This window comes from Piscinibacter gummiphilus, from assembly GCF_002116905.1.
Taxonomy (GTDB): domain Bacteria; phylum Pseudomonadota; class Gammaproteobacteria; order Burkholderiales; family Burkholderiaceae_C; genus Rhizobacter; species Rhizobacter gummiphilus.
This window is the reverse complement of the sequence record NZ_CP015118.1, coordinates 5,250,699-5,269,956: the sequence shown is the minus strand read 5'-3', so window position 1 is coordinate 5,269,956 and position 19,258 is coordinate 5,250,699. Positions and strand designations below refer to the sequence as shown.

Below are 19,258 nucleotides of genomic sequence, written 5' to 3'. Positions count from 1 at the left end.
CCCCGGTTCGAAGCCAAACGCACACAGGCCACGATGAGCGACAACCACAGCGAAACCACCGACGACCTGAGCGCACTGGCGTGGGTGCAGGAAGAACTGCGCCGCTCCCTGGAGGCTGCCCACAAGGCGCTTCGCCGCTTCGTCAAGGATGCCGAGGCCGTCAGCGGCTCCGACGTCGATGCCGTCGATCCCGCCGTGCTGCGCACCGCGCACCAGCAGATCCACCAGGGCGTGGGTGCCCTCGAACTCGTCGGCCTGCCGGCCGTGGCCAGCGTGCTTCGCGCCAGCGAATCCGCGGTCAAGCGCTTCGTGCTGAAACCGCAGAAGATGACCTCGGCCGACGTCGACGTCATCGAACAGACCTCCTTCGCGCTGCTCGACTACCTGCAGCGCCTGCTCGCCGGCAAGCCGCTCTCGCCGCTCGCACTGTTCCCGCGCTACCGCGACGTGCAGGCCGTGGCCGGTGCCGACCGGGTGCACCCGGCCGACCTGTGGGTCTTCGACTGGCAGTGGCGTGAAGTGCCGTCCGAGCCGGGCGTGACCCCGCGCCCGGCCGACGCGTCCGCCCGCACGGAGATGGAGCAGCAGATGCTGCTGCTGATGCGCGGCCAGCAGGCCACCGCCGCGGGCCGCATGAGCGACCTGTGCGCGGGCCTCGGTGCCGGTGCGTCCGACCTCGCCGCGTCCACGCTGTGGAAGCTCGCTGGCGCCTTCTTCCAGTCGCAGGCCCAGGGCCTGCTGCAGGCCGACGTGTTCGGCAAGCGCGTGGCCTCGCGCCTGCTCGCGCAACTGCGCATCTTCGAGCGTGGCGACAACGAAGTCTCCGAACGCCTCGCGCAGGACCTGCTGTTCTTCTGCGCCCAGACCCCCACGCCGGCCGATGGCCGTGCGCCGCGCCTCGCGGCCGTGCGCCAGGCCTACGACCTCGAGTCCCACGTGCCGGTCGACTACGAAGTCAGCCGCCTCGGCCGCTACGACCCCGCGTGGGTCGCGCAGGCGAAGAAGCGCGTGTCGAGCGCGAAGGACGCCTGGTCCGGCGTTGCCGGCGGTGAAATGCATCGCCTCGGCGGACTCTCCGAGCAGTTCTCGCTCGTGGGCGATTCGCTGCGCCGCCTCTACCCGAGCGGCGAGGTGCTCGCCGACGAACTCCAGCAGGCCATCCTCCAGACGCAGCAGAGCGGGGCCGCGCCCGAGACGCCGCTCGCGATGGAAGTCGCCACCAGCGTGCTGTACCTCGAGTCCTCGCTCGAAGACACCGACTTCGACCACCCCGAGCAGGCCCAGCGCGTGCGCCGCCTCGCGCAGCGCATCGCCGGCGTGCGTTCCGGCCAGACTCCCGACCCGCTCGAAGCGTGGATGGAGGAGCTGTACCGCCGCGTGTCCGACCGCCAGACCATGGGCAGCGTCGTGCAGGAGCTGCGCTCCTCGCTCGCCGAGGTCGAGAAGCAGATCGACCAGTTCTTCCGCAAGCCCGCCGAACGCGACGTGCTGATGCCGGTGCCCGGCCAGCTGTCGTCGATGCGCGGCGTGATGTCCGTGCTCGGCATGGACCAGGCCACGCAGGCGCTGCTGCGCATGCGCGACGACGTCGAAGGCCTGATCGCCACCGAAGTGGACCCGCAGGGTGTCGTGCAGTCCGGCACCTTCGACCGTCTCGCCGGCAACCTCGGCGCGCTCGGCTTCCTGATCGACATGCTCGGCGCGCAGCCGCAGGTCGCCAAGTCGCTGTTCGTGTTCGACCCCCTCACCGGCGCGCTGAGCCCGCTGATGGGCCGCAGCGCCGCCGCGCGCAGCGCCACGAACCTCGCGGTGCCCAAGATGGCGCCCACGGTCGAGCCACGCGTGATCGAGCAGGCCCAGGCCCTGGCCGAGGCCGCCGTCAGCGAACGCATGCCGCTCGACGCGCTGTCGAACGAACTCGAACACCTGCAGCAGGAAGCACAAGCCGCCGACCAGGCCGGCCTCGTCGCCACCATCGAGCAGGCCCAGCACAACATCGAACAGGCCCAGGGTCTGGCCGAGGTCACCGAGGCCCGCGAGCAGCTCTCCGAAGCCCTCAACGACTTCGTCATCACCGCCGGCGATGCCGTCGCGCTCGACCCGCTGCCGCTGCCGGCCGCGAAATCCGCTCCCGCACCCGCGCCGGCCCCGGTGGCTGCGCCGGTCGCGGCCCCCGCCGCCAGCGCCCCGGGCGCCGACCTGGCCGACGACCCCGAGATGCGCGAGATCTTCCTCGAGGAAGCGCGCGAGAAGGTCGGCGAGGCGCGCGATTCGCTCGCCCAGCTGGCCGCCGCCCCCGGCGACGTCGAACAACTCACCGCGGTGCGCCGCGCGTTCCACACCTTCAAGGGCAGTTCCCGCATGGTCGGGCTGAAGGAGTTCGGTGACGCGGCCTGGGCCTGCGAACAGCTCTACAACACCTGGCTCGCCGGACAGAACGCCGCCACGCCGGCCCTGCTCGACTTCTCCCACAAGGCGCTGAACCACCTCGCCGACTGGATCGAGGCCATCGCGAACCAGACCGCCCATGGCTGGAAGTCCGGCCCGCTCGTGAAGGCGGCCGAAGCCTTCGGCCGCGGCGAACCCGTCGGCGACATCGCCACGCCGTCCGCCGAGGCGGCCGCGCTGCCCCTGATGTCGCTGGCGCTCGACACGCCCGCCGAGGCGCCCGTGGTGGCTCCGGCGCCCGCGCCGGTCGAAACCCCCGAACTGCCGGTGGCCCAGGCCGTCGAGACCATCGAGTCGTTCGACCTCGACCTCGATCTGGCGCCCGTCGCCGACATCCCGCCCGAAGCGCCGGTGCAAGCCGCGGCCGTGCCGGTCGCCGAGGCCCTGCCGGAACTCAGCTTCGACCTCGACCTGGGTGCCTTCGACGACACCCCGCCGGTCACCGTGCCGCCCGCGGCCGAGCCGGCCGATGCGCCGGTGGTCGACCTCACGGCCGGCCTGCCGGCTGAAGAAGCCGTGCTGTCGTCGCTGGACGTGCCGCAGGCCGTCGAACTCGACGCGCTGCCCGCCGCCGAGTCGGTGGAACTGATCGAACTCGACCTCGGTGACGACGTGTTCGGCGATGCCGTGCCCGCCGTCGCAGCCGCGCCCGTCGCCGAGGAGCGCACGGTCATCGAACCGCGCCAGGACACCGCACCGGGTGCACTCGTCGACTTCCCCGCCGCCGAGATCGACCACCTCGACATCCCGTTCGACGACGCCGTGCCCGTGGCCGCCGCCGAGCCGGCCGGCGAACCCGAGACCATCGAATTCGCCGAGGCCGTGGAGGCCATCGAGGCCGCCGTCGAAGAGCCGGCCCCGTTCGTCGACGACGACCAGGTCCGCATCGTCGGCCCGCTGCGCATCAGCATCCCGCTGTTCAACATCTACCTGAACGAAGCCGACGAGCTGTCGCGCAAGCTCACCACGGAAGTGGCCGAGTGGGCGATGGAGCTGCACCGCCCGGTGGGCGAGATGCCCATCGCGCTCGCGCACTCGCTGGCCGGCAGTTCCGCCACGGTGGGCTTCGCCGACCTGTCGCAGCTCGCCCGCACGCTCGAACACGCGCTGATGCGCTCGCAGGCCATCGGCCATGGCACGCCGGAAGAAGGCCGCTTGTTCGTCGAGGCCGCGGAAGAAGTCCGCCGCCTGCTGCACCAGTTCGCCGCCGGTTTCCTGAAGGCCCCGGCGCCGGAACTGCTCGAGCGTCTCGCCGAACACGAGGTCAGCTCGGCACGCCGCCTGGAAGAAGCCAACGCCGCCGTCGACGCGCAGGCCGCGCGTGGCGACGACGAACCCGACCTGCTGCTCGACGCCGAACCCGAGTCGTTGACCGAGGCGCTGGCCGAGGCCGCACCGCCCGCGGCCGACGTGCCGGTGCAGGACACCCGCCCGGGAGCCCTCGAGGTCGACCTGCAGGCCGCGGAAGCCGAGGCGCTGGCGCTGCCCGAAGTGCAGCCCGCAGCCGAGCGGCTGCCGGAACCCGCGTTCGAACCTGCGGCCCAGGCTCCGGCCGAAGCCCGCGAATCCGCCTTCGGCTCGTTGCCCGAACCGGGTGAACTGGGCCAGGCCGAGTTCAAGGCCTTCACGCCGCTGCCGGTGGCCGCACCCGTGGCCTCCGCCGCGCCGTTCCGTGCCGACCGCGACGAAGACGACGAGGACATCGACGCCGTCGACGCGGTCGACGCCGAACTCTTCCCGATCTTCGAGGAAGAGGCCGAGGAACTGCTGCCGCAGCTGTCCGCCGCCCTGCGCGACTGGACCCGCCAGCCCGAGAACAACGCCCACGCCGCGTCGTGCATGCGCACGCTGCACACGCTCAAGGGCGGTGCCCGCCTCGCCGGCGCCATGCGCCTCGGCGAAATGGCGCACCGCCTCGAGACCGCCATCGAGCACCTGCTGCAGGCCGAGAACGCCACGGCGGCCGACGTCGAACGCCTCGAGTCCCGCGCCGACGCGCTGAGCGGCGCCTTCGAAGCGCTGAAGTCGCGCGACGCCCAGGCCTACGCCGAGGCAGAAGAAGCCCTCGACACGCCCACGGCCGAGGAGCCGGTGGTGGCCGTCGAGCCGCACACCACGCCCGCCGCCCTCGAAGCCATCCCCGCGCTGCCGGTGATCGAGCCGGTGTCGGTGGTGCCCATCGTGCACGCCGCCGCGTCCGACACGGCCGCCGCGCCGCTGGTGGACCTGCCGCCCGCCGCCCCGGTCTCCAACGAGATCGACTGGTCGCGTTTCGCCGAAAGCGCCCCGGACCTCGACACGCCCACCCACCAGCCGGTGGCCGCGGCCAACGCCGCCGTGCGCGTGCGCGGTCCGCTGCTCGAACGCATGGTGAACCAGGCCGGTGAGGTCAGCATCACGCGTTCGCGGATCGAGGCCGAGGTCGGCAACATCCGCGGTTCGCTCGGCGACCTGACGGACAACCTGGAGCGCCTGCGCCAGCAGCTGCGCGACATCGAGTTCCAGGCCGAAACGCAGATGATCTCGCGCCAGGAGGCCGCCAAGGCCGCCCACGAGACCTTCGACCCGCTCGAGTCCGACCGCTTCACGCGCTTCCAGGAACTGACGCGCATGATGGCCGAGTCCGTCAACGACGTGGCCACGGTGCAGCGCTCGCTCCAGCGCACGCTGGAAACCACGGAAGACGAACTGGCCGCCCAGGCCCGCCTGACGCGTGACCTGCAGGACGACCTGCTGCGCACCCGCATGGTCGAATTCGAAAGCCAGTCCGACCGCCTGTACCGGGTCGTGCGCCAGGCCGCGAAGGAAACCGGCAAGCAGGTCCGCCTCGACATCATCGGCGGCTCGATCGAAATCGACCGCGGCGTGCTCGACCGGATGACGCCGGCCTTCGAACACCTGCTGCGCAACTGCGTCACGCACGGCATCGAGTCGCCCGAGGTCCGAACGGCTGCGGGCAAGGACCCGGTCGGCAACATCGTCGTGGTGCTGCGCCAGGAAGGCAACGAAGTCGGCGTCGAGTTCCGCGACGACGGCGCCGGCCTGAACCTCTCGCGCATCCGTGACAAGGCCGAGAAGATGGGCCTCATCGCCCCGGGCAGCGAACACAGCGACGGCGAACTCGCCAACCTGATCTTCATGCCGGGCTTCTCCACCGCCGAGACGGTGACCGAACTCGCCGGCCGCGGCGTCGGCATGGACGTGGTCCGCTCCGAGGTGAACGCCATGGGCGGCCGCATCGAGACCGCCACGGCCGCAGGCCAGGGCACCGGCTTCACGCTGGTGCTGCCGCTGACCACCGCGGTGACGCAGGTCGTGATGCTCCGCTGCGGCGACAGCATCGTGGCCGTGCCCGCCACGCTGATCGAGATCGTGCGCCGCCTGTCGGTCGAGGAGATCGAGCACGCGTACCAGTCGGGCAGCTACACGTTGGCCGAACGGTCCATGCTGTTCTTCTGGTTCGGCGCGCTGCTGCAGCAGACGCCGGTCAGCGGCGAAGCCGGCCGCACCCGTCCGGTCGTGGTGGTGCGAAGCGCGCAGCAGCGCGTCGCACTGCACGTCGACGAAGTGCTGGGCACGCAGGAAGTGGTCGTGAAGAACCTCGGGCCGCAGCTGTCGCGCCTGCCGGGTCTCGCGGGCATGACGCTGCTGGCCTCCGGCTCGGTCGCGCTGATCTACAACCCGGTGGCGCTGGCCACGCTGTACGGCGATGCCGCACGCCAGGCCACGCAGGCCGCGCGCCTGTCGCCGGAGCAGCAGGTGGTCAAGCCCACGGTGGAAGAGGCGCACCAGCACCTCGCACCGCTCGTGCTGGTGGTGGACGATTCGCTCACGGTGCGCCGCGTCACGCAGCGCCTGCTGACCCGCGAAGGCTTCCGCGTCACGCTGGCCAAGGACGGCATCGAAGCGCTCGAACGCCTGGCCGAGGAACGGCCGCAGGTGGTGCTGAGCGACATCGAGATGCCGCGCATGGACGGCTTCGACCTCGCCCGCAACATCCGCGGTGATGCCCGCATGAGCGACCTGCCGATCATCATGATCACGTCGCGGATTGCGCAAAAGCACCGCGATTACGCGGCCGAACTGGGTGTAGACCACTACCTCGGCAAGCCCTATTCCGAGGAAGACTTGTTGGCATTGATCGCGCGGTACACCACCTCCGTGGCGGCGCCTGCCTGATCCGTCCTTCAACGCTTTGCCGAGGCGCGCAGTACCCCATGTCTCAACTGGTCGATCACCTGGCGGAGATGACCGGTTTTCGGGACCGGGACATCCTGGACGTCACGCTGGTCAACGCGTTGCGGGACCTGCTGCGCCCCATCTCGGTGGCCATCTACCGGGTGGTGGGCGAGCGCGGCCAGGAGCACTGGATCACCCGGGCGCGCCTGGGTGAAAGCGACGCGGTGGCCACGGCCGACCCGGTGTGGGCCGACACCGAGTCGCTGCCCCGCCTGGACCTGTTCCCCGCCCGCGTGCAGGCCATGGCCGGCGAGACCAGCGTGGTCACGCTGCCCGGCAGCCTGAGCCGCAGCATCTTCCCCGTGCGCACCGACCGCGAGGTCGTGGGCGTCATGGAGATCGAGAGCCGCACGCCGCTGAAGGACGAGGACGTGCGCATGGTGGGCAGCATCCTGCGCATCTACCGCAACTTCCAGGGCCTGCTCGACTACAGCGAACGCGACACGCTGACGGGCCTGCTCAACCGCAAGACCTTCGACGAGAGTTTCCTGAAGGCCACCAACTCGCCGCCGATGACCGAGGCGATGGCCGTGGCCACGTCGCCCGACGGCCGCCGCCACGTGGCCTCCACGCACCGGTACTGGCTGGGCGTGATCGACATCGACCACTTCAAGAGCGTCAACGACAACTACGGGCACCTGATCGGCGACGAGGTGCTGCTGCTGCTGTCGCGCCTGATGCGCAGCAGCTTCCGCTACCACGACCGCCTGTACCGCTTCGGCGGCGAGGAGTTCGTGGTGCTGATGCGCTGCGCCACCGACGACGACGCGCGCCAGGCCCTCGAGCGCATGCGCGCGAACACGAAGACCTATCCGTTCCCGCAGGTGGGCTCCATCACCATCAGCATCGGCTTCACCGAGGTCAAGCCCGGTGACACGCCCAGCGCCGCGTTCGAGCGCGCCGACAAGGCCGTGTACTTCGCGAAGGCGCACGGCCGCGACCAGGTGCAGAGCCACACCGACCTCGTGGCGCGTGGCGAGCTGGAAGACGGCTCGAAGATCGGCGACGTCGAGTTGTTCTGACCTCGGCCCTCGGGACGACGAGCCCTGCGAGCGCGCCGCCCACTTCTGGAATACTGCTCACCTGTCCGAACACGCACACCCGAACCCCATGGCGGTCTCCCCCGAAATCCAGGCCTTCTGGCAAGCCTTCCTCCTGGCCGAGGACGAACTCAAGTCCCGTCCGCTGCGCGAGCGGGTCGAACGCGCCAATGAAATCCTCGAGCGCCACGTGAGTGGCCTCGCGCTGGAGGTGCAGGGCCAGGAGAGCGATGCCGTGCACGAGATCACCGCCACGGCCCACGGCGACCTGGAGCGCTTCCCGCTGCTGCTGCAGCTGGTGGCCGAGGCGCCGCCGCTCGAGCACCACACCGTGCGCGCCTTCCGCGAACGCACGAAGAACGGCGAGTTCGGCATCCGCATGGGCGACTTCTCGCTCGACACCAGCGACCTGCTCGTCGCCTGCGGCGAGGACGACGGCCGCATCGCGCTGCAGATCCGCTTCGACGTCGAGGTGCCCGACGACATGCAGGACCACGCGCAGCAGATGGCGTACATCCTGCTGGACCACGTGCTCGGCGAGTACGACTTCGCCGTGAAGGTGGGCGCGGTCGACTTCACCGACGACGTGCCCGACCTCGAGGCGCCATGGACACCGCTCGAGAGTTTCGCCCGCGTGTTCGACGCGCACTGGCGCGACGTGCTGGGGCGCACCGGCGACTTCCCCGACGGCGAGTACGAATGGTCGGGCGTGACCCTCCAGGCGAACAACGACGACGCGGTGGACACCCTCGTGGTGAGCATCAACCGAAGCGCGAACGCGGTGGCCATGCGGGCCGACCTCGTGCATGCGCTCACGCTCGACCTGCCGGTGCCCGACAGCGACGCCCTGTCGGCGGCCCACGCCTTCCAGGACCAGGCGGCCACCGTGCTCGAGCAGTCCCGCCTCGGCATCCTGACGCTCGTGGTCACGCGGGGCGGTCGCCGGCGAGCCGTGTACTACGTCGCCGACGTGGAGCGCGCGCGCGCGGCGCTGGCGCCGCTGCTGTCGCGCGACGGCATCGCCGCGGACACGCTGGACGTCGAGTTCGATCCCGCCTGGTCGCGGTATTTCGAGTTCGCCATCTACGGCAACTGAGGGGCGCGTCAGGCGGCCGCGGGCGCTTCGCCCGGGTCGCCGGCCGCGGTGCGGGCATAGCGGCCGGGCGGCATGCCCGCGTGCCGCGTGAAGGCCACGCCGAAGGTGCTGACCGTGCTGTAGCCCACACGTTCTGCGATGTCGGCGATGGCGAGTTCCCGTTGTCGCAGCAGCTGCTTCGCGAGCGCCATGCGCCAGGCCAGCAGGTAGGCCATCGGGGCGACGCCCACGGTGCGGCTGAACCGCTCGAAGAAGGCCGAGCGCGACATCGCCGCCTCGCGCGCGAGTTCGTCGATGGTCCAGGGGGCGCCGGGCCGCTCGTGCATGCACCGAAGCGCCAGGGCGAGCCTCGAATCGGCCAGGCCCCGCACGAGGCCCGCGGAACCCGCCGTGCCGGCCGCCGAACGCAGGGCCTCGATCAGCAGCACCTCGAGCAGCCGGGCCAGGACGATGTCCCGCGCGGGCCGATCGGCGCGGGATTCCTCGCCCACCAACTGGACCAGCATCGACAGGCGGTGATCGCCGCGCACGTGGATCCACTGCGGCAGCAGCGACACCAGCAGCGCGGCGTCGGGGGATCCGAACACGCAGTGGCCGACGAGCAGGCGCGCGTCCACCGGCCCGTTCGGGTCACCGACGCGCGCACCACCGGGCATGGGGGCGATCGGCGTGGTGACGGCCTCGCCTTCACGCGGAGGCTCGCGGTCCCGGCTGGAGGTGGCGAAACCGCGGGCGGCGGGAATCAGCACGAAGTCGCCTCCGTCGAGCGGGATCGAGGCGCCGCCGGAGGGGCCGTCGACGTGCAGGCGGCAGCCGCCTTCGAGCACCACGAAGTAGAAGGGACGCCCGGTGTCGGCGCGCCGCACCGCCCAGGGCGCCGACGCCACCACCAGTTTCGAGAACGGCGCGGTGGGTTGCAGCAGGGACACGACTTCGGCCAGCGGGTCCACCATGCCGGACGCTTTCGACAAAACCAAGGACTCTGAAGTGTAGTCAGTCCGGCGGCCGCTGCCTATCGTTCAGGCTCCACCCCCTGAAGGAGTTTCCCGATGTCCCACCCGTCCACTGTCCTGATCACCGGCTGTTCGTCCGGCTTCGGCCTGGAGACCGCGCGGCATTTCGCCGACCAGGGCTGGCGTGTCGTCGCGACGATGCGCACGCCGCGCGAGGACGTGCTGCCGCGGTCCGACCGCATCCGCATCCTGCCGCTCGACGTCACCGACCCCGGGAGCATCGCCCGGTGCATCGATGCGGCCGGACCCCTCGATGCGCTGGTCAACAACGCCGGCGTGGGCTGGCTGGGGCCGGTCGAGGGCATCACGCTCGCCGGCGTGCGCGACCTCTTCGAGACCAACACGTTCGGCACGATCGCGATGACGCAGGCGGTGCTGCCGCAGTTCCGCCTCCGGCGGTCGGGCGTGGTCGTGAACGTGACGTCGAGCGTGACGCTGCTGCCGCTGCCCCTGCTGGCGGTCTACACCGCGAGCAAGGCGGCGGTGAACGCGTTCACCGAATCGCTGGCACTGGAACTGGCCCCGTTCGACGTGCGGGTGCGCCTGGTGCTGCCGGGCCGCGCGCCGGGCACGAGCTTCGGGGACAACGCCCGCCGCCGCATGGAGGGCAGCGACCACGGGGCGTACAGCGACTTCCGCGAGCGCGTGTTCGCGGCGGTGCGGGACACCTCGACACCGGTCACGCACGCGGCCGACGTGGCCGAGGCCGTGTGGCACGCGGTGACCGATCCGTCGGCCCCGATGCGGACGCCGGCCGGTGCGGACGCGCTGGCGTTGGCGGGCCGGTGACCCGGTCGGGTCACTTCCCCTTGTCGCTCCACATCACCCCGCCGGTCGACCAGTCCTGCTTCGCCACGTCGAAGAACAGGATGTCGACGGCGTCGGGGCTGCCGCCGAGCACGCGCACGCAGGCCTCGGTGAGTTCCTTCGCCAGTTCGGCTTTCTGCTGGGGCGTGCGGCCTTCGAAGAGTTCGACGCGGAGGGTGGGCATGAAGGGGTCCTTTCAGGGTGGGTTCAATCGCGGAAGCCCGGCGACAGCCGGTCCGCGCGCCGCAGCAGCGCGGGCCATTCGGCATCGCCGTCCCGCTCGGTGCCGTCGCCCACCCACTGGCGGTGGGTGAGGGCGGCGAGATCAGGGTTCGCCGTGAGCACCCGGCCGCCCGTCGCGGCCATCGCGCGCAGCTGGGCCCGGGCGGCACGTTCGAGGATGTGCATCAGCAGGAAGGCCTCGGCCACCGAGCGGCCGACCGTCAGTGTGCCGTGGTTCTCGAGGATCAGACCGTCGAGCGTGCCGAGGTTGGCCACGAGGCGCTGCTGCTCCTCGGCGCCCAGCGCCAGCCCTTCGTAGGCATGGCGGCCCAGGCGCCCGTGCAGGCGCATGGCCCACTGCGACGTGGGCAGCAGGCCGTCCGGCAGCATCGACAGCGACACGCCCCACGGCGCATGGAGGTGGATCACGCATTCGACGTCGGGACGCGCGACGTGGATGGCGCCGTGGATCGCGAAGCCGCTCGGGTTCACGCGGCGGCCCGTGCCGTCGGCCACGCGGCCTCGCACGTCCACCTTCACGAGGTTCGACGCACACACCTCGTCGAAGCCCAGCCCGAACTCGTTCAGCAGGTAGACGCCCGGCTCTCCGGGCACGGCGGCCGACAGGTGCGTGTAGATCGTGTCGTCCCAGCCGGCCAGGGCCGCGAGGCGGTAGGCGGCGGCGAGGTCGGTGCGCACCTCGGCTTCGGTGCGTGGGGCAGGTCGGGTCGGCATGGTGGAGTCCTCACCGTCCATTGTGCAGAAACGTCAGGCCCGCTGCAGGCCCCAGCGCGGCCAGCGCAGGCGTCCGGCCGGCCGCTCCACCCAGCGGTGGAACGGCACCGCGGCGGCGTTGCTCAGCAGCCAGGCGCTGACGATGGCCATCAGCGCCGCGCCCTGCTGCGTCGGGTCCTTCTGCTCGAACAGGCCGTTGACCAGCAGGCAGATGGGGAAGTGCACGAGGAAGAGGGCGTACGAGTGGGTGCCGAGGTGCCCGAGCAGTGCGGCAGGCCGCCCGGCCGGCAGCAGCGGGCGGCCGCCCTGGTGGCGCCATTGCAGCAAGGCGAGCACGAGGGCCGTCACCAGCGCGAGCGCGATGCGGCCGCGGAAGTCGTGGGCCAGCGCGGCCAGCACCATCGCGCACAGCAGGGCCAGCCAGCGTTCGCGCCAGCGGCTGGCGCTGAGCCAGTGCACCAGCACGCCGAGGCCGTAGGCACCGAAGAAGTAGGGCGCCCAGTTGTCGAGGGACGGGTCGCGGTTGAAGACCCACAGCGAGGCCGCCACCGCCGCGAGCACCAGCACCGGCGCCATCCACCTCGACCGCCGGAACCGCCCCGCGCACCACAGCAGGCCGAGCAACAGCGCGAACAGCTGCAGGTCGATCGCCACGTACCAGGCGCCCACCGTCAGCGACTCGTGGCCCAGCACGCCGTGCAGCAGCAGCGCATGCGACAGCAGTTGCGCCAGGCCCACCGAGTGGGGCACGAGGTCCGGCAGCCAGTCGGCCACCAGCGCGGAACAGCCGAGGGTCAGCAGCACCGCGGCGAAGAAGGGCAGCGCGAGCCGCAGCCAGCGGCGCCCGATCAGCAGGCCCACCTGCGCGAGCGAGCCCTGCAGCGCTTCGCGGCGCGGCGCGAGGGCGCGGGCACTGAGGAAACCGCCGACCACGAGGAACACCTGCACCGCCATGCGGCCGTGGTGGAACAGCAGGTCGGTGACCTCCGGCATCAGTTCCTGCACCGTGTCGGCGATGGGGCCGTAGCTCACGAGGTGGTGCCACACGATGGCCTGGGCGGCCAGGGCCTTGAGGGCATCGAGGTGGAGCAGGCGGGGCGACGGGGCGGACATGAGCAGCGGTACCGGGCGCCGGCAAGGCGGTGCGGCGGGCAAAGCCGTCGATTGTAGGGCGGCGCGCACTGCCCCGCAGGCGCGTCACCCCCGCGAACGCCGGGGCCCACGGGTCGAGTGGCGCGCCTGGCCTGCGGTGGATCCCGGCGTTCGCCGGGATGACCGGTGCGGGGAGGTCAGGTCCGGTGTCCTGCGGCGGCCCTCGCGGCTGCGACCGCGTCCTGCCGTGTCACCTGCCGCGCCACCAGCGGCACCCACACGAGGTAGAGCACCGACGTGAACACCCAGCCGCCCGCCCCGATGGCGATCAGCGGCCCCGTGCCACGCACGACCCCCGACAGCACCACCGCGACGGCCACCACACACGGCACGAACGACAGCAGCGCCTGAGGCACCGCCGCCGAGACCTTCAGGCCGCAGCGGCGGCACTTCGCCGTCGACGCAGGTCCCAGCGCGAGCTTGCGCCAGGCGGAGACGGCGTCGAGGCCGCAGTGCGGGCAGGTGGTTTCCATGCCCGGATTGTCAGCCGGCGATCATGTCAGCGGTGGGACACCCAGCACCGCCAGCACGGCGTTCAGCTGCGCGGCCGATTCGGGCTGCGCGGCGCCGGACGCGGCGAACCACGGCCGCTGGGCGGTGTCGGGCACCACCCACTTGTCGTCGTCCGCGGTGGCCTTGAAGCGGCTCGCATCGCCCTCGAACTCGTCGGCCGTGCGGTGCAGGCTGTCGCGCAGCGCGGCGAGCTTCTCGGCCGGCATGTCGTTGACCCACTGCACGTAGCGGCCGTGGTCCGCCGGGTCGGAGAGGTCGAGGCCCTGGGTGCGCGCGTACTGCTCCAGCAGCGGCACCGTGCTGTGGCCGTCGCCGCTGTGGTCCACGAGCGCACGGGACGCCTCGGCGTCGAAGCCCGCGTGTTCGAGGAAGCGCATCGAGGCGCCGCCGTCGCTGTCGAACTCGTGCTTGTTGGCTTCCTTCGTGCCGTTCCAGATCGCGAGGCCCACGGCGGACACCACGACGAGGCCGAGGCCGATCGGGCCCGCGAGGCTGCCGGTGCCCAGCGCCGCCAGCAGACCACCGCCCGCGCCCACGCCGTAGAGGATGCCCGACGGGATGTCGCCCTTCGCGAACGACTCCGCCGAGCTCCACGCGTCGATGCCGGCGGTCAACCCGCCGAGCAGCTTGCTGGCGAAGGCGCCGCCCAGGCGCCCGGCAGTGGATGACGACGATGCACCGGTGAGGCCGGCATACAGCTCGAAGCCCTTCTGGCCGAGGCCCGCGGCGTCGATCACGACCTTCAGCTGGTTCTTCAGCGTGGGGTCCATCTGGGCCTTGTCGACGGACGACAGGAAACCCACGCCGGCGAGGGCGAGGCCCACGCCGCGCAGCATCTGGCCCTTGAACGTCGACTTGTCGAAGCCCTTCAGGCCGTCGAGCTGGCTGTCGAGCGCGGTGAGGCGCTTGGCCACGTCGTCGGCCGATTCACCGGCCGCCGGCACGGTGTTCTTCAACGCGTCGATGGTCTTGTTCAGCGCCTGGCCTTCGAGGCCCATGGCCTTGGCCCACTGCGTGTTGCTGCGCAGGCTCTCCAGCGCGTTCGTCGCGCGCTGCACGCTGGCCGGGTTCTTCGGGTCGAAGTCGGGGCCGATGGCACCGATCACCGTGGCCTTCACGTGGGCCGTGGCGAGTTCCTGCGACAGCTTGCGCACCTGGTCGCTCACCTTCGCGCTCACCGCGAGCGGCGTGGTGTTGACGAACTCCAGCAGCCGCTGCCCGCGTTCACCGGTGACGATCTCGGGGCGGGTCTGCAGTGCGTTCTCGATGGCGACCTGGGCGGCCGGATCCGACAGCGCGGCTTCGAGCGTCTTGTCGACCTGACCCTGATGGCTCGCGAGCTCGGACGGCAGCGGGCTCAACGAGGCCATCTGCTCCAGCAGCTTCTCGCCGTCGTCGGCGACCTTCCGGCGCAGCGCCTCGGCCTGGTCCGCCCACGCCTGGCCCTTGTCCTTCTTGTAGTCGGCGATGGCCTGGTCGAGCTGCTGCGTGGTCATCGAACCGCCGTGGTTCGCGACGAGCCACGACAGCTCCTCCATGTGGGCCCCGTAGGCCTTCACGTCGTCCTCGGTCTTCTGGCGGAAGGCCGAGACACCGCCCTGCACGGCGTCGAGCACCATCGTGGCGTCCACGCCGGGCTGCTTCGCGAGGGCCAGCGCATAGGCGGGGTTGGCGCCCTGGCCGATGGCGTTGCTGATGCCGCCGTAGTCCCAGATGCCCAGCTTCGCGATGCGGTCGATGGCGGTCGCGCCACCGGGCGCGTCGGCGACGCGGCCCAGCGTGGTGACGAGGTTCGACACGCCGTCGGGTCCGAACGGCTGGCCGCCGAACTCGCCCTGGTAGCGCTGCACGTACTGCTCGATGCCCGGCGTGGCCGCGAGCACCACGCGGCCGGCGAGGGCCGGGTCGAGGGTCTCGGTCAGCTTGTTCAGGCGCTCCATCGCCTCGCGGCCGGGGGCCTGCGGGCCCATGCTGCCGTCGGGCTTGCCCTGCACTGGCTCCAGCGCCCACTTCGCGGCGTCGTCGATCACGGCTCGGGCGCCGTCGTGGATGCGCAGGGCGTCCTGCACCTCGGCCGGCGCCTTGGCGTACTGGTCGCTGAGCGATTGCATCGCCTTCTGCGGATCCCCGGCGGCCTTGGCGGTGTCGACGATGGCCTGGGTCTGGCGGTCCAGCGTGACCTTCTTGATGGATGCGTCGACCGGCGCGGCGGTGGCCGGGTCGTTGGCGTAGCGGGCCGACACGGTGTCGGCCGCGGTCTTCCACGCCGCGTCGGTGGCGCCCGGACCCGCGCGCTGCGCGATCTCGGACTGCACCGCGGTGTCGAGCCCCTTGCGGGCCGTGTTCAGGTTGTCCTGCAGCCACGGCATCGCGGCGCCGCGGCCCTGGGTGGACGCGTTCATGTCGTCGTACTGGCGCTGCGCCTCGGCCACACGCTGCGCGGCCGCGTCGGTGGCCTGCACCTTGGCCTCCAGCGGCGACGGCGCGGGGCCGGTCGGGGTCACGTCCGGCGAGCGGGTGCCGGGGATCCACACCTTCTGGCCGACGACCAGCGGCTCCTGCGTGCCACCCGTGTTGTGGCGGTTCGCGCGGGCCAGCTCGACCGGCGGCTGCCGGTACTGCGCGGCGAGGTCGGCCAGCGTCTCGCCGGGCTTGACCTCGCGCTCGATGGGTTCGACGCCGTAGCCTTCGCCGATCGGCACACGCACCGTCTGGTCGATGCGCAGCTGGTCGGGGTCCTGGATGTCGGGGTTCGCCGCCTTCAGCTGCTCCGGCGTGGTGCGGTAGCGCGTCGAGATCTCGGCCATCGACTCGCCGCGCTGGACCTTGTGCTCGACGTGGCGGGCCGGGGGTGCCGCAGGAGGAGGCGGCGGCGGCGGCGGCGGGGGCGGGGCAGCGACGGGCGAACGGCGAACGGCATCGGGCAACATCGGGAACTCCTCCAACACGCCGACCTCTTCGGCGCAGGCGGCACGTTAAGCAGGGGGGAGTCCGGTCACAAGCTCGGGGCGGCCCGAGGTCGGGTATGGCGGGGCTGGGGTCGACCCGAGGTTGGGAGGGCCTGCGCGCGGTGCGAGGCAGGCGTCGGATGATGGATTCCTGGCGGACGGGCTCAGGGCGCGTCGGCCCTCATGGCGTCCAGGTCGCCTTCCCATTTCAGCTTCCCGCGGAACTGCTTGATGTCTTCCTGCGATCTCAAGCGCAACTTCAACAGTGTCCGCAGACCGAGTTCGACGACGTCTTGCTCGGTCTTCAGTCGGGTGGCACGCAATGCGTCCTTCATCAGCTGTTCGTCGATCTCGAGAGGGGTTCGGACGACGTTGATCCGCTGTGACTGGCCGATGCATCGTACGCCGGTTGCTCGCCGAGGTCACATGCCTCGGGCATGACCTCGCACCGCGGTGGGCGCAAAACCGAAGCGGTCGCGGAAGCGCACCGCGAAGCGCGACGGCGAGTCGTAGCCGACGGCCAGTGCGATGTCGCTGACCTGCCGTGACGTGGCTTGCAACAGGATCAGCGCGGAGGCCATGCGCACGTCGGCGATCAGCTCCCGCAGCGTGATCCCCTCGACCGAGAGGCGGCGCCGCAGGGTTGCCTCGGACATGGCGAGCGCCTTCGCGATGGCCGGCGAACTCCAGTCGCCGTCCAGCTGCGTGGACAGCATGGCGCGGATGCGGCCCGAGATGCGCGCGTCGTCCGCCGGGACGCGCAGCACCAGGCCTTCCGCGAGCAGCCAGTGCGCCACTTCGAGCAGCTGCTGGCGCACGACCGCATCGGGGCGCGACGGGTCCGGCGCCAGGCCGCTCCGTGCTCGCTCGAACGCCTCCTCCAGGCCAGCCGGCACGCCCCGCAACGCGCGTGCCGGAGGGAGCCCCGCATCGGCCGGGGAGATGCGCTCCGTGGCGGCCAGGTAGTAGGGATCCGCGAGCACGGTGCCGCTGAACATCAGCCAGCGGGCTTCGTAGCGCTCGCCATCGGTGATGCGGTTGTGGAAGTCGACGGTCTGTCCCCCGGCCAGCAGCAGCGCCTGGCCGGGCAGGACGCGCACGGCGGGACCGCGCGCCGGCTTGACCGTCTTGATGCCGCGGTCCACGCGGATCAGCGCCGGCCGATCGACGCGGATGCGCACGATCTCCAGCCCTTCCCCCTGCATCACGTGGGCGGCCATGCCCACGGCCGGCCTCACGTGCAAGGTCCGGGCGAGCCGGGCGCCCGGCGGCAACGGCACGGCGCTCAAGCCGGCCGGGGGCGATGGACGGCGCACAGCTTGTTGCCGTCCGGGTCGCGGACATAGGCCAGGTAGAACTGCCCCAGCGAATCGGTGCGCAGACCGGGAGGCTCCTCGATCGAGACACCCCCCTGCGCCACGGCCGTGTCGTGGAAGGCATGGACCTGCTCGGGCGACGTGCAGCGGAAGGCGATGGTGCCGCCGTTCGCGATGGTCGCGGGCTCGTCGTTGATGGGTTGCGCGATGCCCAGCGTGCCGCCGTCGTGGCGATAGAACAGCCGGTGGTGCCCGGACTTCGCCTGGTGCGGCATGGCGCCGCCGGCGCCCAGCACCCCCAGGACCTGGTCGTAGAAGCGCCGGGCGCGCTCGATGTCGTTGGTGCCGATGACGATGTGATTGAACATGGACGCTCCTCGTGGTTGATGGTGCCCAGTGTAGGAAGCGAGGCGCCTCGTGCCTTGCCGCGGTCGATCAAGTTCGGTGCCGATCCGCTCATTCGGACTGCTGCTAGAGTCCGTCGCACTACAAAGACAGGGAGACAGGAAAATGACCGACGGAGACGGCGGCCCGCAAAGGCTCCACGCACTCGACAACCTGCGCGCCGCCATGATGTGGCTCGGCATCGTGCTGCATGTGGCGGTGATCCACATGACCGGCACTCAGCTGTTGCCCTGGCGCGACGACAGGACCACGCCCGCGGCCGACGTGCTGGTCGCCTTCATCCATGCCTTCCGCATGCCCGTGTTCTTCATCCTGGCCGGATTCTTCGTGGCCATGCTGATGACGCAGCGGGGGCTGGCCGCGACCGTGCGCCACCGGCTTCGCCGCCTGGCCCTGCCGTTCGCTGTGTTCTGGCCGCCGCTGTTCGTCGCTTGCTCCACATTGGCGCTGCTCTTCATGCACCGCATGGCCCGCGGCACGTGGGGCCTGGACCTCGGCCTGGCATCTGCTGCAGGCGGGACATCCGCGCATGAGGGACTCCATACGCTGCACCTCTGGTTCCTGTGGCTGCTGCTGTGGCTCAGCCTCCTCACGCCGCTGATGCAGGCGGTGCTGCAACGCACCGCTCCCACCGTCGCGCCGGCGGTGGGGCGGTGGCTGGCGGCCCTGGGGCCCACGCCATGGGGCATCGCCTTGCTGGCGGCCGTGCTGGCGAGCATCGGTGTCCGGTATGGCTCGGGGCTGGTCCAACCCGGAAACGCCTTCCTGCCGCCCTGGATGGAATGGGCGCACAACGGTCTTTTCTATGTGTTCGGCCTGGCGCTGTACGCGCACCGGCAGGTGCTGCTGGCGCACTGCGTGCGGCGTTGGCCGTGGTACGCCGGCGCGGGGCTGGTGTTGTTCCTGGTGTCCGGCATGGTGCTCGAACACGTTCCCGCCGAGTCCCGCCACGCACTGCCGATGGGGACCCGTTGGGCGTTTTCCTTCGCGTACAACGCTGCTGCATGGTGCTGGAGCTTTGCCCTCATCGGCGTGTTCGTGGCCCATCTCGGACGGCCGAGTCCCGTCATGCGCTACCTCGCCGAAAGCTCCTACTGGGTGTACCTGGTCCACATGCCCATGACGATCGGTTTCGGCGCGTTGCTGTTCGGCCTGCCGTTGCCCGCGGGCGTGAAGATGCTGGTCAACATCTCGGCCACCACGGCGCTCAGCCTGGTCAGCTACCACTGGCTGGTGCGCTCGACGGCCGTGGGGCTGCTCCTCAATGGCAAGCGCCAGGCCAGAGACGAACGCCAAGGTGTCCCCCTGCCCGCTGGCTGAGTTC

The 19,258-nt window shown here is 71.1% G+C and carries 14 protein-coding genes; 5 read left to right on the top strand and 9 right to left on the bottom strand.

Annotated features, from left to right (window positions below):
* The first annotated feature begins 33 nt into the window (after positions 1–33).
* The 3 genes from A4W93_RS24075 (at position 34) to A4W93_RS24065 (ending at position 8,823) form a co-directional block, all read left to right on the top strand.
* The gene (locus A4W93_RS24075) at positions 34–6,627 is read left to right on the top strand and encodes a hybrid sensor histidine kinase/response regulator (RefSeq protein ID WP_085753026.1); all 6,594 of its coding nucleotides are present in this window, start codon (positions 34–36) and stop codon (positions 6,625–6,627) included.
* A 38-nt stretch (positions 6,628–6,665) separates the two neighbouring features.
* Positions 6,666–7,709 carry a GGDEF domain-containing protein gene (locus A4W93_RS24070; protein ID WP_085753025.1) on the top strand — a complete coding sequence of 348 codons (1,044 nt, stop codon included), beginning with the start codon at positions 6,666–6,668 and terminating at the stop codon, positions 7,707–7,709.
* Positions 7,710–7,797: 88 nt separating this feature from the next.
* The gene (locus A4W93_RS24065; RefSeq protein WP_085753024.1) at positions 7,798–8,823 is read left to right on the top strand and encodes a DUF695 domain-containing protein; all 1,026 of its coding nucleotides are present in this window, start codon (positions 7,798–7,800) and stop codon (positions 8,821–8,823) included.
* 8 nt (positions 8,824–8,831) lie between these two features.
* Here the strand turns inward: A4W93_RS24065 and A4W93_RS24060 are convergent, their stop codons facing one another.
* Entirely contained in the window at positions 8,832–9,776 is a 945-nt protein-coding gene (locus A4W93_RS24060) for an AraC family transcriptional regulator (RefSeq protein WP_085753023.1), read from the bottom strand.
* Positions 9,777–9,872: 96 nt separating this feature from the next.
* On the opposite strand from A4W93_RS24060, the gene A4W93_RS24055 reads away from it, so the two are divergent.
* Complete coding sequence (locus A4W93_RS24055) at positions 9,873–10,625, top strand: SDR family oxidoreductase (protein WP_085753022.1); 753 nt, start codon at positions 9,873–9,875, stop codon at positions 10,623–10,625.
* Between the two features lie 10 nt (positions 10,626–10,635).
* On the opposite strand, the gene A4W93_RS24050 is transcribed toward A4W93_RS24055, so the two are convergent.
* The 8 genes from A4W93_RS24050 to A4W93_RS24015 form a co-directional block, all read right to left on the bottom strand.
* A complete protein-coding gene (locus tag A4W93_RS24050) occupies positions 10,636–10,827 on the bottom strand; it encodes a 4-oxalocrotonate tautomerase (protein WP_085753021.1) in 192 nt (63 codons plus the stop codon).
* Positions 10,828–10,850: 23 nt separating this feature from the next.
* Positions 10,851–11,600: a class II aldolase/adducin family protein gene (locus A4W93_RS24045; RefSeq protein WP_085753020.1), complete on the bottom strand. Its 750-nt coding sequence runs from the start codon at positions 11,598–11,600 to the stop codon at positions 10,851–10,853.
* Between the two features lie 33 nt (positions 11,601–11,633).
* Positions 11,634–12,713: an acyltransferase family protein gene (locus tag A4W93_RS24040; RefSeq protein ID WP_085753019.1), complete on the bottom strand. Its 1,080-nt coding sequence runs from the start codon at positions 12,711–12,713 to the stop codon at positions 11,634–11,636.
* Between the two features lie 176 nt (positions 12,714–12,889).
* Entirely contained in the window at positions 12,890–13,225 is a 336-nt protein-coding gene (locus A4W93_RS24035) for a hypothetical protein (RefSeq protein WP_085753018.1), read from the bottom strand.
* Positions 13,226–13,246: 21 nt separating this feature from the next.
* Positions 13,247–16,195 carry a LysM peptidoglycan-binding domain-containing protein gene (locus tag A4W93_RS24030; protein WP_085753017.1) on the bottom strand — a complete coding sequence of 983 codons (2,949 nt, stop codon included), beginning with the start codon at positions 16,193–16,195 and terminating at the stop codon, positions 13,247–13,249.
* A gap of 182 nt (positions 16,196–16,377) precedes the next feature.
* The gene (locus tag A4W93_RS24025) at positions 16,378–16,590 is read right to left on the bottom strand and encodes a type II toxin-antitoxin system VapB family antitoxin (RefSeq protein ID WP_257790081.1); all 213 of its coding nucleotides are present in this window, start codon (positions 16,588–16,590) and stop codon (positions 16,378–16,380) included.
* A gap of 45 nt (positions 16,591–16,635) precedes the next feature.
* On the bottom strand, positions 16,636–17,451 hold the full coding sequence (locus A4W93_RS29895; RefSeq protein WP_157131763.1) for a helix-turn-helix transcriptional regulator: 816 nt from the start codon (positions 17,449–17,451) through the stop codon (positions 16,636–16,638).
* 47 nt (positions 17,452–17,498) lie between these two features.
* Positions 17,499–17,897, bottom strand: coding sequence for a VOC family protein (locus A4W93_RS24015; RefSeq protein WP_085753014.1), 399 nt, complete (start codon positions 17,895–17,897; stop codon positions 17,499–17,501).
* 142 nt (positions 17,898–18,039) lie between these two features.
* On the opposite strand from A4W93_RS24015, the gene A4W93_RS24010 reads away from it, so the two are divergent.
* A complete protein-coding gene (locus A4W93_RS24010) occupies positions 18,040–19,254 on the top strand; it encodes an acyltransferase family protein (protein WP_085753013.1) in 1,215 nt (404 codons plus the stop codon).
* The last annotated feature ends 4 nt before the right edge of the window (positions 19,255–19,258 follow it).